Source organism: Bartonella sp. AP3QHHD (assembly GCF_042195765.1).
Classification (GTDB): domain Bacteria; phylum Pseudomonadota; class Alphaproteobacteria; order Rhizobiales; family Rhizobiaceae; genus Bartonella.
Map to the genome: position 1 here is coordinate 13,258 of NZ_JBHIPC010000065.1, position 13,267 is coordinate 26,524.

General features: G+C 35.3%; 8 protein-coding genes. 3 read left to right on the forward strand and 5 right to left on the reverse strand.

Annotated elements, in window-relative coordinates; translation table 11 throughout:
- The first annotated feature begins 464 nt into the window (after window positions 1-464).
- Window positions 465-1,685, forward strand: a complete 1,221-nt coding sequence (locus ACFIL7_RS03540) for an MFS transporter (RefSeq protein WP_375618195.1) — start codon at window positions 465-467, stop codon at window positions 1,683-1,685.
- Window positions 1,686-2,554: 869 nt separating this feature from the next.
- On the opposite strand, the gene carA is transcribed toward ACFIL7_RS03540, so the two are convergent.
- Entirely contained in the window at window positions 2,555-3,751 is a 1,197-nt protein-coding gene (gene carA, locus ACFIL7_RS03545; protein ID WP_375634636.1) for a glutamine-hydrolyzing carbamoyl-phosphate synthase small subunit, read from the reverse strand.
- A 259-nt stretch (window positions 3,752-4,010) separates the two neighbouring features.
- Between carA and ACFIL7_RS03550 the strand changes: the two genes are divergently transcribed.
- Window positions 4,011-4,463: a GatB/YqeY domain-containing protein gene (locus tag ACFIL7_RS03550; protein WP_375609255.1), complete on the forward strand. Its 453-nt coding sequence runs from the start codon at window positions 4,011-4,013 to the stop codon at window positions 4,461-4,463.
- 675 nt (window positions 4,464-5,138) lie between these two features.
- Here ACFIL7_RS03550 and ubiC read toward each other — a convergent pair.
- The 4 genes from ubiC to ACFIL7_RS03570 form a co-directional block, all read right to left on the reverse strand.
- Entirely contained in the window at window positions 5,139-5,645 is a 507-nt protein-coding gene (ubiC, locus tag ACFIL7_RS03555) for a chorismate lyase (RefSeq protein ID WP_375633038.1), read from the reverse strand.
- A 1,100-nt stretch (window positions 5,646-6,745) separates the two neighbouring features.
- Window positions 6,746-6,997 (reverse strand): GlsB/YeaQ/YmgE family stress response membrane protein, encoded by a 252-nt coding sequence (locus ACFIL7_RS03560; protein ID WP_375611967.1) that lies wholly within the window; start codon window positions 6,995-6,997, stop codon window positions 6,746-6,748.
- A gap of 858 nt (window positions 6,998-7,855) precedes the next feature.
- Complete coding sequence (locus ACFIL7_RS03565; RefSeq protein WP_375633036.1) at window positions 7,856-9,547, reverse strand: Na/Pi cotransporter family protein; 1,692 nt, start codon at window positions 9,545-9,547, stop codon at window positions 7,856-7,858.
- A gap of 69 nt (window positions 9,548-9,616) precedes the next feature.
- Window positions 9,617-10,834: a mechanosensitive ion channel family protein gene (locus ACFIL7_RS03570; RefSeq protein WP_375633034.1), complete on the reverse strand. Its 1,218-nt coding sequence runs from the start codon at window positions 10,832-10,834 to the stop codon at window positions 9,617-9,619.
- Between the two features lie 134 nt (window positions 10,835-10,968).
- Here ACFIL7_RS03570 and dnaG point away from each other — a divergent pair, with 134 nt between their 5' ends.
- Entirely contained in the window at window positions 10,969-12,906 is a 1,938-nt protein-coding gene (gene dnaG, locus ACFIL7_RS03575; RefSeq protein WP_375634635.1) for a DNA primase, read from the forward strand.
- Window positions 12,907-13,267 lie beyond the last annotated feature (361 nt).

Here is a 13,267-nt window from a genome sequence, read left to right on the forward strand (position 1 = left end):
GTAATAATAACATATAATATTGATTGATTCAATAAATATAATCAGTTTTTACAGTATTAATATATTTTTATGATGATTATTAAATATTTAAATTATTATATGTTATTGATTTATCTAATAGAGTTGATGTTTTAAAAATTAGCAGTATGATAAGTGGTAATAATGTATTATAAAATTAATCATAATATCTATAAAATTATTTTGATATTCTATGTCTTACGAGGAATTGTTAATGATTTATTCTCATAAGTATTTTTTCATTTAATATAAAATATATTTTTTATAATTTGATAATTATATATCAAGTAAAAATAATTTTATATTTTTATCTTGACTCTTTTTGTAATTTTTAATTTGTTATTATTTTGTATGTGAAAAGTATAGGTTATAGAATACTTTTAAAAGGAAACGGGAGTTAAAAGAGAGCGGGGGAGTCATTGTATGCGTAAAATAGTGTGTATGTTATGCAAGACCAAATGCTCAATCCGAAATTTGTTCAGCGTGGGCTCATTTTAGTGTTCATCACTTTATTGTTAGATATTCTTTGTATTGCGATCATTTGTCCTGTTTTGCCTGAATATTTTTCTCAATTAACTGGAAAAGAGGTCAGTACATCTTTTGTAGAAAGAGGAAAATTACTTGCAGCTTATTCAGTGATGCAGTTTTTGTTTGCTCCTGTTATTGGCAATCTCTCTGATCGTTATGGTCGTCGTCCTATTTTGCTTCTCTCTATTATCTGCTTTGCTCTTGATAATCTCATATGTGCTATAGCATGGAGCTATTCTATGTTATTTATCGGACGTCTTTTGTCAGGGATAAGTGGCGCTAGTTTTGCAACTTGTACAGCTTATCTTGCGGATATATCCGATGATAAAACCCGTACACGCAATTTTGGTTTGTTAGGCATTGCATCCGCATTGGGGTTTATTTTAGGATCGTTTATTGGTGGTTTTTTAGGTCAGTTTGGTCCGCGTATTCCGTTTTATTTTGCTGCTGGTTTTTCTCTCATTAATTTTATTTTTTCTTGGGTTATGCTTCCAGAAACCCTTTCTTTATGGAATAGGCGCTTTTTTGATATTAAGCGGGCAAATCCCTTAGGTGCTTTTTGGCATCTGAAACAATACCCGATGGTTCTTTGGGTGTTATTGGTCTTTTTTCTTTATTGGTTTGCGGAATCTGTATGGTTAAGCATTTGGGCTTTCATTGCAAAAGAACGCTATGATTGGAGTTCTTTTTCTATTGGACTCTCCTATAGTGTTTTTGGGATAGGCCAATTTATTGTAGTCGCTCTCATTTTGCCTTATTTTTCTAAACGATGGAGTGATTGGCATATTGTTATAGTGGGGCTTTTGTTTGCCTCTGTTGCTATGCTGGGCTATACATTCGCGACGCAGGGGTGGATGGTATATATGGTTTGTGTGTGTACTATGCTTGAGTATCTTGTTCATGCACCTATACGTGCTATTGCTTCAGCGCAGGTACCGACAAATGTACAAGGAGAACTGCAAGGAGCGATGACATCTGTTATTTCGTTGAGTTTAACATTTGGTTCTGTTTTTTATGTGTTTCTTTTTGAATGTTTTACAGATAAAAATGCACTGTTTTATTTTTCTGGTGCTCCTTTTGTTGGAGGCTTTTTTCTTCTTGTTGTTGCGACAGTTATTTTTGTCTTGCGGGTACGTTAATTTATTGAGAGGGGCTGGTACGTACTATTTTGCTAGAGAATGCACAAGATAAACAAAATGTATCATTTTATAGGCAGAAAGTTTTTTGTGATATTTATTTCACAAAGTGTTGTATAGAATATCGATATATCCTTCTCATTTAGTGAAAATAATTTTTTTATTTTGTGATATTGTTTGTATAGGGGAGTCCGTATTTTTTCTATTGCTTGCAAATTAATATCCAATGCTAATGCAGCAGCATATTGAAAACAAAGATTAAAACGTATCTGAGTTAGATTTATCAGTATTGTATGAACAATTCCAAATTTTATATGGAAAATTGGAAGTAAAATATTGCTTATATTTGTTGGCATAACTTCTGGAATCAAAAGAAAACCTCATTTTGGAAGAATATAAAGTTGTAAAATTGAAAAGATGTTTTCTGTTTTGCGATTACTTTTTTATTCGACTTTACAGTTTTCAAAACCATCTACGGCAATATCTTTTAAAAAGTAGAGATTTGTTGCATTGTCTCACACTTTAATTTTTTTATTCTTTAGGAGGGATTATGTTTCTCATGCACAATAGAATGCTTAAAATTGTACTGTGAATCAAATACTTATTTGAAGGTTAGGCACTTTACTCTTTTTAAAAATGGTTTTTATCGACCCACTTATCTTGCTTGGGGGGAGAAGCCAATGATTTTGATGGATACGACCTTAAGAGGAGAGGAATGAGAAAAATTTAAGCTATTCAGAGCGCTCTTTTTAGTTTCAGAATGATAAATAAGAATATTTATTCAATAAGTTGTAGGTATAAAAATAATATAATTGTGCGTAGGAAGATGATATAATTTGAAGGAGAGAAGCTAAAAGGTGAGGCTTTTTATTTTAAGATATTTTTTTATAATTCATAATGAGATCACTAAAATGCTGAAAGAGGTAGTGGCTATCTTGTGGTCCCGGAGAAGCTTCAGGGTGATATTGAACAGAAAAAATAGGTTTTCCAATGATTCGAATACCACAGTTTGAGCCATCAAAGAGAGAAATATGTGTTTCTTGAACATGTTGTGGTAAAGAGGCAGAATCTACGGCAAAACCGTGATTCATCGATACAATCTCAACTTTTCCAGTGTTAAGGTCTTTAACTGGGTGGTTGGCACCATGATGTCCTTGGTGCATTTTCACGGTCATTGCACCAACCGTAAGAGCGAGAAGTTGATGACCAAGACATATTCCAAAAATTGGTAAATTATGATCAATTAATGTTTTGATTGTTGGAATGGCATATTGAGCCGTAGCTGCGGGGTCTCCTGGTCCATTAGAAAGAAAAACGCCATCAGGGTTCATTGCCAGAATTTCTTTTGCAGTTGTGTGGGCAGGCACAACAGTAATGCGGGCTTTTTGTGTTGCCATAAGGCGAAGAATATTACGTTTAATACCGTAGTCAATTGCAATGATATGAAGATTGTGCACATTGTTTGTACCGTATCCTTTATTCCAACTCCATGGTTTTTCATCCCATTGCATTGAAGATTGAGATGTCACATCTTTCGTAAGGTCAAGATTGACGAGACCGTGCCATTTTTGCGCACGTTTCTTTAAAGAAGGAATATCAAAATTTCCATTAGCATCATGTGCAATGACAGCATTTTGTGCACCTTTTTCACGAATAAGAATTGTGAGTGCACGTGTATCAATACCACAAAGTGCAATAATTTTACGCATTTTAAGCCATTGATGAAGATTTTCATTGGCACGATAATTTGAAGGATTTGTAATATCTGCCTTGAAAATAGCGCCAACAGCACCATGACAATTGAGAGGAGAGAGATCTTCAATATCTTCGCTATTTGCCCCTACATTTCCTATATGAGGAAAAGTAAAATTAACGATTTGTTGTGTGTATGACGGGTCTGTGAGGATTTCTTCATAGCCTGTGATGGCGGTGTTAAAACACACTTCAGCTTCAGCGATACCTGTAGCACCTGCTCCTTTGCCTTCAATAACGGTTCCATCTGCTAAGACTAAGAGGGCTGTAGGTTTTTTGATACTCCAAGGGTGGCTGGGTGAAGTCGCTTGTATCATAGTATGTATCCACAATTTATTCTCTGAAAGGTATAATGATCAACTTTACACAAAAATCATACCTTTAGCAGATGCTGTGTATATTATTCTGGTAACGTTTTGCTTGAATTAGGCAGTATAAGTACATTCCATGAAGAGGTAAAGTCTTGTTTTAGCTTTTCGAAGATCGAGTCCTTAATTATTTTTCTTATCCTCCATTGCAAGATGGATAAAGATTGGTTAAAAGGCATCTTCTTCTTGAACAAAATTGGATAAATTTATGTTGCGTAACCAGATTGATGGGGCTCTTAGGGCTGCTTTGAAAGCGCAAGATAGTGCGCGTCTTGCTACACTTCGTTTAATGAATGCTGCAGTTAGGGATCGTGATATTCTTTATTATGATGAGGGGAAGCTAGAAGTGGATGATCAGCAGATACAGTCTGTTTTCACTAAAATGCTTCAACAGCGTGAAGAATTGATGCGAGCCTATAAAGAGTCTGGTTGTTTGGAATTGGCAGAGAGAGGACAAGCAGAAATAGAAGTTATTCGTGAATTTCTTCCCTATCAACTTAAGGAGATGGAAGTAGAACAGGTTCTTTGTGAAGCTTTGGCACAAACAAAGGCTGAAAAATTACGCGATATCGGTAAGGTGATGGCATGGCTTAAGGAACGGTATGCGGGGCAAATGAATTTTTCTAAAGTGTGCAATAGTCTTCGTAAGAAATTGCAATAGATCTTGTTAATTCAAGGGGATTGGAAAATATTTTTTATTGTGCGTCGCCTTTGTAAGTCAGTAGAATGTTGATAAATTTCATTTATTTGTACACACATACTATTATAAAAAAAATAACTTTTTGATATCAATGAAACTTTTTGGGCTCTCATAGAGCAATGAAACATCTTTTATGTATTATATTTTCTGTTTTTCAAAGCTGTTAGACCATTAAAAAACAAAAGTATTATAGAGTTTTTACTTTTTTAAAAAGATCTATTGTCAGCACTGTTAAAAATTTTAAAATAGGATGATTAAGGTAATTGATACAGATTTCCAATTTTGGGGAGTGTATTATTGTCTTTTTTGCTGTTTCAAAGTATTTTTTTGATAAAAAGTTTCCGTATTTTAGAGTGGTGATTATTCAGCAAGAAATTTAAATATAGATGGTTTTATCAATATGTTGTGTATCTTTTTAATTCAAGTGCTGGTTTTAATGATAATAAAATCAAAACTTTAAAACGTTTTTTCTAGGGAAGAGATTTTTAAGTTGAGTTTATGAAATAAAAAGATCTTTTGAAAAGAAGTCTCTGTTTGTAATGTGTTCTTGAGATAATTTTGAAATTCTTTTCTCTGATTAAATCCCTTATAAGCTATATAAAATCTATAAATTATGCAGAATAAAATGAGTAACCTCTATTTGTGGGGATACAGTGGTGAATCTGTTAAAAATAGTTCAGTTAGCAATAATGGCTTACCCGTTAACCACAAACGGGAACGGCGTGCCCATAGTGCACCTTGTTGACCAATATGAATGTAATCGCGGGTTAATTTGTCATTGTTAAATAAATAATGTCCTAGAGGTACAGTTCCCAAATGCATTAAGGCTTGATTGTGTAGGAGGGTTTCTTGTGGAATTACAGTGCGTCCAAGGAGCCAAGGTTTATTATCTCCCATTAATATGACTTCACGTAGCCAATAACGCGCACTTTCGGGGAGATGCTCTGCTTCTTCTGTTAATTTATCTCGCGTAATAAAACATTCGCGTTGTGGTTGAACTTGGAGGCAGGTACAATATTTCTTTAATCGAAGCGTCATTGAGCCCGATTCCATGAGCCAATCGCGAACGTTTTCTGGTATTGGAGGACTTTGATCAGAAAACCACTTTAGAGGTGGTAAGATGGAATCTTCAAGATCAGACATCGTTTTACTCCACAGCTAAAGTCTTATTCCATATGTTATGTTGGGTTAAATAGATAGCTCTATTGTAATACAAGGAGTATAAAAGCAGCAAGATTTTAACAGGAAGATATCAAAGGGAAAATCGAAAGCAAAGGTCTTTAAAAGAAGATATGCAGGAAGTATATATTATAGGATTATTTTCATTTAAAAAAGCAAAATAAAGTATTATGTTTTGTTCAAGGCGCTTTCACAATGCGTTACGGAAATTTCTTTATCGCATGAGAGCAATGGGAAAAATGTTTCGTACTTTAAAATTCGTTTGTAACGCATATAAAGAAGAGCTAAAAATTCATCTATGCAAGATGATATAAAGAGGAAGTTTTAAGAGGAACAAAACTTTATTTTATACTTTAGAAAGTGAAGAGATATTCAAAACTTTTGAATTGAGATGTAAAGGAGATCGTATTCTTTATAATCAAGAAGTTTATATTAATGAATATACTTTTTAAAACGTTTAAATATATTATATTATTAAAATTGTGAAGTATTACTTTATATTACAGGGTGTTTAGTAATTTTATAATAAAGTTTGCATTAATATTATTTCATATTTATTTTATATACTATTTTATTTCACATATTAGGGAAAAATTATTTATCATTTTGTGCTTACCTTCTCTTTCTTATTTCTTAAGAATGTAAAAAAGCGCTTCGAGTTTTTCGGTAAAAAGGGTATTGTTGATAGAGTGTATAGGTGTTAAGCATTATACGGTAAAATCTTTAATCATCGTTAGTGATTTTTGTAACCTTATGGGTTGTTATTACAGTGAGATAAGCTGGATTTGCGCACGTGGTACAAAAATAATTCGTATTTTGTTAAAGTAACGCAACATATCTCTCCTGCTATGCGTAAGTTTATATAGGTATGAAATGGTGCGTTATAAAGTTCTTTACTGCATTTGGTTTTATAATACGGTGATGGTGTATGCCTAAAATCGCAGCTTAAGCATCTCACCATCATATCAAAATTGGTAACAACAAGTTACAGGGGAATATTTCAAACTCTGCTAGTTGTTTCCTAGTTTTGTATTGAATCCCAAAAGGTGTAAAAAATAAATACTCTATGATCGAATTTTTTGTCCTATCCATATAAGAATACAGGCTCCTATAAAACCTGAAATAAGATAGCCAAGCCAACCAGCAAAACTTACACCTAAAAGACTAAAAAGAAAGCTTGCTAGCGCAGCGCCAATAATCCCTAAGATAATATTTAACAATATTCCTGTTTGGCTTTTCATAATATACTGTGCAGCCCAACCGGCAATCCCGCCGATAATAATAGCTGCAATCCAGCCGATGTTTGCATTTTCCATGATACCCTCCTTTGCCTGAATTTAAATTGTAACTAGAGTAAACTTTGTAAAAATCAAGGTTTATTCCTTTTTTACCCAGTGGAAAGGATATTTCTGTTAGAGATTTTACTTGTTACTTTCCTTTATATTAAAATAATACTCACATTTATATTATATATAATACTTAATAAGTATAAATTATATAATACATTTTAATTTATAAATAAATAAATTAATTGATAAATATTGAATAAAAGAAGAAAATATTAGTAGAAATGTTCTAAGAACTCATAAAGTGTATTTATAAGCTTTTTAAGCTCTCTCTTAAATTAAAAAAACAATTGTGATTAAAGTAATAAGTAAAATGGATATTTAAAAGTTTGGAGCTTGCCAATTGATATCAATGATGTTTGAAATGAAAACTGTTTCGTTGACACGTTATAGCATGGCTGTATAGGTTGAACCTCTACCAATCTTGATATAAACGTTGCATTTTTGTGGGGTTTTGTATTCCTTATAGAGTATTTCTGTTTCGCTGCTACTGTGAAGCGGTTCCCTTTTTAAAAGGCGGGTTTAAGTTAGAACTATCATACTCTTGACCTATTCTTTATGTGTTTAACAGTTTTGGCTTTGATATGGTTAGGCATTTTTACGTCTTTCTTCAAGAGTTCTATTCTACATGCTGCTTTGTTTGTAATGTGCAAGCAAATGACTTTGAGCAATTCATCATGAATAGATTTTAAATGAAAGAAACTTACGATGAAGAAAGCTCATTTAAATTGTCGAATAATAAGATATTTTGATTAAATCAATATTTTGACCATATTCAAAATTGAATAATCGATGTGATGTGTGTTTTATTCAAGTTATTTGAAAAGTTTAAGTTTTTTCTGCTTGTTCTTCAGCAGGGTTGCGTAGACGAGAACTTTGAAGAAGTCCCTGTTCTTCTAAAATGGGGTAGATCATTGAGGTCAAAAGAGAGTTGATTTGTTTGAGGTCGCGCACAGTGTCGAGATGAAGACTGGATGATTCTACATTTTTGAGATCCCCTTCACGCAGACGTTTAAAATGTTTTAAACTCATCTCTTTTTCTAAGTTTCGTAGTTGATCTTTTTTTTGTACCAATAGGTGTGCAGTGTGTGTATCACGTGAGACGAGAACGTTAAATGCTATATGCGCGTTGGCTAGTACAATGGCGTGGAAACGAAGGAGGTCACTCCAGCCCTCGCTGCTGAACTGTAAACCTTTTTGTTGTTTCTTTTTAACCAGCATCAACATATTATGAATAATGATATCGCCTGCTTGGTCTAATTTTATACAGGCGCCTAGAAGTTCTTGCGTTTGAAGAGCTTCTTCGTCAGATAATTTTTGTCCCGCTAATCGGGCCAGATAAAGTTTGATGGCGATATGTTTTTTGTCCAATATGGTGTTGAGTTGGTTGAGTTCACGAATAATATTGGGATCAGGCTTTTCATAAAGTCCCATAATTTTTTCTAGCATGATGTCTACAAGATCACAAATATGAATGACTTCACGCATGACATTCGAGAGGGCGAGAGTTGGGCGATCAAGAACACTGTCATCAAGAGCTGTTTGATCAGATAAATTGAGCCTTTTGTCGGCTTGCATTTTTTTTGCACTTATATTCACGATCTGAGTGGTTAATTTTAAAACCCATTTTGAAAGCGGTATTCCAGCAAGGAGAATGAAAACATTAAAAATGATATGGGCGTTGATCACTTGAGTAGGGGCGTTATTGCCAAGCCATGTGATGGGAGGGTGAAAGGAGAGAAATAAGATAAGTATAAGGATTGACCCTGCCCCACGCATGAGTAAATTTCCTAAGGGAACGAGGCGGGTATTAGGAGAGGCGTTGCGCGTTAAAAGTGGTGCTATAAGAGAAGAGCCAAAGTTGACACCAAGAACCATGACAACACAGAGTTGCGTATGGATAAGATCGTAGTTGGCAAAATTGACCAGCAAAATGATTCCTGCAATGGACGAATGTAAGAGGTAGGTTAAGCCAGCAGCCAACAAAAAAGTGGAAATAGGATCGGTTGAAAGATAACGAATGATGCTAGGCAAAATTTCGCTTTCACGTAAAGGTTCTGTCGCGGTACTTATCATCTCTAAAGATAAAATCAAAAGACCAATACCGATGACAATACGTCCTATTTGACGCCATTCACGTTTTTCTGTTGTCATGAAGATACAAGTGCCAATTAAAAGACACAAGGGTACAACAAGAGTGAGGTCATAGGTGAGAATTTTTACAACGATTGCTGATCCTAATTCTCCTCCACGTACAGCCATAAGTCCTGCTACCCCAGAGACAAAACCAGATTCAACGAAAGAGCCAACGAGGAGTGTTATTGCTGTAGAGCTTTGTAAAATCATTGCTGTAAAAAGCCCAAAACTTACGGCAAACAATGGTTTTGAAACGACGTGGCACATTTTATATTTAAGTCTGTCACCATAGGCGCGTTCAACTCCTGTGCGCACCATGCGTGTGGCCCAGAGAAGTAAAGAAATAGCGCCGGCAAGATGAAGGAGTACCAATGAACCATTCATGATACTTTATTCTTTCTTTGTTGTTGTGAATGTGGTTGCCTCAAATTAATAAATTGAAGTTTATTGTTTTTATTTCACTTTTGCTTTTAATACTTGATTAAAATCATAACCGCTTGGATTTTGAAAAACTTTTAGACCGAAACAGGGTAGAATGGAATAGAGGTGATCAAAGATATCGCCTTGAATTTGTTCATAGTCGATCCAAACGGTGGTGTTCGTAAAGCAATAGATTTCTAAGGGTAAACCATTTTCTGTAGGAGGTAATTGTCGTGCCATATAGGTCATATTAGGGTTGATGTTTAGATGCTGTTGTAGATAAGCAAAAACATAAGCACGAAAAGTTCCAATGTTGGTTAAACGGCGCGTATTGGCTAAGATATCATGATTTTTATCTAATTGAGCATTCCATTGATCAATTTCTGCTACTTTTTGCGTGAAATAATTTTCTAATAAATTAAATCGGGAAAGATATTTTTGTTCTTCTTTTGTGAGAAAATGGATACTTGATTGATCAATAAAAAGAGAGCGTTTGATGCGTCTTCCACCCGATTCTTGCATTCCACGCCAATTTTTAAAAGGGTCGGTCACAAGTTTGCGGATAGGAACTGAGGTGATGGTGTTGTCGAAATTTTGAACTTTAACAGTATGCAAGGCAATTTCAATAACATCACCATCGGCACCGAGATTGGGGATTTCAATCCAATCCCCAACACGAACCATATCAGTGGATGAAATTTGAATACCGGCAACGAGAGAAAGAAGCGTATCTTGAAAAATTAACATGAGAACCGCGGCCATTGCACCAAGACCGGAGAAGAGAATAAGAGGGGAGCGGTCAATCAATGTAGCGACCATTAAAATTGTTGCCACAGCAAAAAGTGCAATTTTAGCAATTTGAATATAACCTTTTATTGGTTTTAGTCGTGCTGTTGGTCGTTGTTCGTAAAGGATGTTAATGACATTGAGACAGGAAGAAATTGTCAGGACGACAAAGAAGATAATGAAGGCGTTGGCAACATTACCAATGACAGTGCTAAATGCATCGGGCAATGTTGAGATAAAATTAACACCAATTGAAAGAATAAAAGCTGAAATGATATCCGCTATGTATTGAATAGCATTATTAATATCGATCGTTGTATTTTTTGGGAGAAAAGAAGAGAGTTTTTTTGCTCCGTGAATAAGTAATTTTCGTCCTAGAAAGTTCACTAAAAGGGCAGCTATAGTAAGAATAACAAGCCAAGAAATAGCCTCTAACCACGGATATTGAGCAATAAATTCGATCACTTTTTATTCTCCATTTCTAAAAATATATGCAGTTGAGGGGTTAAAATTTTACAACTGCTTAAGAGGAAGTATTGGAATTATGCTCTAAAGTCGTTAAATATGCAAAAAAGAATTTTCAAACTCTGTGAGAGATAATGCGTTTTCCGCCCGATTTCCTTAATGAACTGCGTACGAGACTCCCAATTTCAACAGTGATTGGTCAACGGGTGGATTTTGATCCTCGAAAAAGTAAGCCTTCACGGGGAGACTTTTGGTGTTGTTGTCCATTTCATGGTGAAAAAACGCCAAGTTTTCATTGTGATGATCATAAAGGGCGCTATTATTGTTTTGGTTGTGGTGTAAGTGGAGATATTTTTACCTTTTTGTGTGAGCTTGATGGACTGCACTTTTCAGAAAGTGTAGAGCGTTTGGCTGATTTTGCGGGAATGAAACTCCCTATTTTGGATTCACAAAGTCATAAACGTCAACTGGAAAAAGCTGACCTTTATGATGTGATGAAAATTGCCACAGATTTTTTTCAATATAATTTACGCGATAAAGGAGGTATGCAAGCACGTCGTTATCTGGATGCACGTGGTGTTACACCAGAGCTTGTAGAGCGTTTCCGCATTGGTTTTGCACCGGTAAGGCGTACAGCTTTGAAAGAAGCTTTGAGTGCACGGGGCATTTCAATAAAGCAAATGGAAGAATGTGGGCTTCTCTCAGTGCATGAGGAGAGCGCGGATTCTTATGACCGATTTAGAAATCGCATTATGTTTCCTATCGAAGATTTGCGCGGACGTGTGGTGGCTTTCGGAGGGCGTGCATTAGAGAAAGAGACACGAGCAAAATATCTCAATAGCCCTGAAACAGTGCTGTTTCATAAAGGAAATATACTTTATAACGCGGCAGCAGCTCGCAAAAATAGTCGCTTTGTTGGCGATGAAAAAATTTGTTCACTCCTTGTTGTTGAGGGGTATATGGATGTCATTGCATTGACTAAAGCTGGTTTTGAAGGAGTTGTAGCACCCTTAGGGACAGCATTAACGGAAGCGCAAATTGAGCTTTTATGGCAGATGGGGAAGGAACCTATTTTGTGTTTTGATGGTGATGATGCTGGTTTAAAAGCTGCCTTTCGTGTTGCTGATCGTGTGTTGCCTCTTTTAAAGGCTGGGGTTTGTGTACGCTTTGTTTTATTGCCACAAGGGAAAGATCCTGATGAAATTGTTTGTGCTGGTGGAGCACAGCTTTTTTCTTCTTTTTTGCAAAAAGCTATTCCTTTGAGTGAGCTTTTATGGTGGCGTGCTACCTATGGAAAGCATTTTGAAATTCCAGAGGCACGAGCAGCGCTAGAAAAACAACTAAAACAACAAATTTTTACGATTAAGGATGAAGATGTCCGTCGTTATTATTTGCAAGATGTAAAAAAACGCCTTTTTGATTTTTTTCGTTCCTCTTTTTCAAAACAAAAGGGGGAAGGGCGATATGGTCAATCTTCACCAAATAGGACCTTTAAAGATCAAACCTTTTCTCTGTTAGCAAATTCTGAAATAGTACGAAATTCTTCGCAATCTATCCCTTTGCGTGAAGCAGTGATTTTACTCACTTTAGCTTACTATCCTGAGTTGTGGTATGAAAATTTTGAAATTCTTTCTGAATTAGAATTAAAAAATACTCAATTGATAATTTTTCATCAAGCTATGTTGGAAATTCTTGGGGACCAACAGCTTCATGATAAAGAGACGATGGTTGCGTTCTTAGAAAAAAGAGGGCAAAAGGCTCTGTTAGAGCGTATGAAACATCTTGTGCAAAATATTGGTATGCGTATTATTCCTGGTGGAGCCCCTATAGAAGATGCGCGTGCTATATTAAAACAAGCTGTCTACTTGCATCTTCAAGAACACCACCTACATAAGAGGTTACAGGATATTGAAGAGCAACTTGTAGAAAATCCTAAGAGTGAGGTTTTTGATCTGCTTCGTGAGGTAAAAAATGAGCTGGAGCAGATGCAGGCAACAGAAGCGTTAATTGAAGGATTTGGAAGTTGGTTGGATGAAAAAATAGACGGGAATACACAAGATACGATAAAATGATTCGCTTTTTTAATGCGAATCAGTCACTTAAATTTTAGATGAGGAAGTTTATGTGGAGTGACATTTTTATAAAGATGACAATTAAATTTTAGGAAAAGCGGGTAAATTTTAGGAAAAGCGGGAAATTGGTTCTTACGATAGGGTGCAGAGATTATCTCAGAAGGGCTGAGAGGTGTCGGGGAAACTTCTGGAGTTTTCCCGCGTTTTTGTCTGGATGTCAAGTTTGTCTGGATGTCAGGGCGTATACAAAATGTATTCTTTCCAATGGTAATCTCTTAACAGGAAGTATATATGAGTAACTATTGGTAGATTTTAGTGAGAACAAAAAAACTGGTCACATGGAAACTGTGAAGTGATCGAG

Excerpts from the sequence above, each read along its gene's own strand:
- ACFIL7_RS03540 (WP_375618195.1), top strand. The coding sequence starts at position 465 with ATGCAAGACCAAATGCTCAATCCGAAATTTGTTCAGCGTGGGCTCATT.
- carA (WP_375634636.1), bottom strand. The coding sequence starts at position 3,751 with ATGATACAAGCGACTTCACCCAGCCACCCTTGGAGTATCAAAAAACCT.
- ACFIL7_RS03550 (WP_375609255.1), top strand. The coding sequence starts at position 4,011 with ATGTTGCGTAACCAGATTGATGGGGCTCTTAGGGCTGCTTTGAAAGCG.
- ubiC (WP_375633038.1), bottom strand. The coding sequence starts at position 5,645 with ATGTCTGATCTTGAAGATTCCATCTTACCACCTCTAAAGTGGTTTTCT.
- ACFIL7_RS03560 (WP_375611967.1), bottom strand. The coding sequence starts at position 6,997 with ATGGAAAATGCAAACATCGGCTGGATTGCAGCTATTATTATCGGCGGG.
- ACFIL7_RS03565 (WP_375633036.1), bottom strand. The coding sequence starts at position 9,547 with ATGAATGGTTCATTGGTACTCCTTCATCTTGCCGGCGCTATTTCTTTA.
- dnaG (WP_375634635.1), top strand. The coding sequence starts at position 10,969 with ATGCGTTTTCCGCCCGATTTCCTTAATGAACTGCGTACGAGACTCCCA.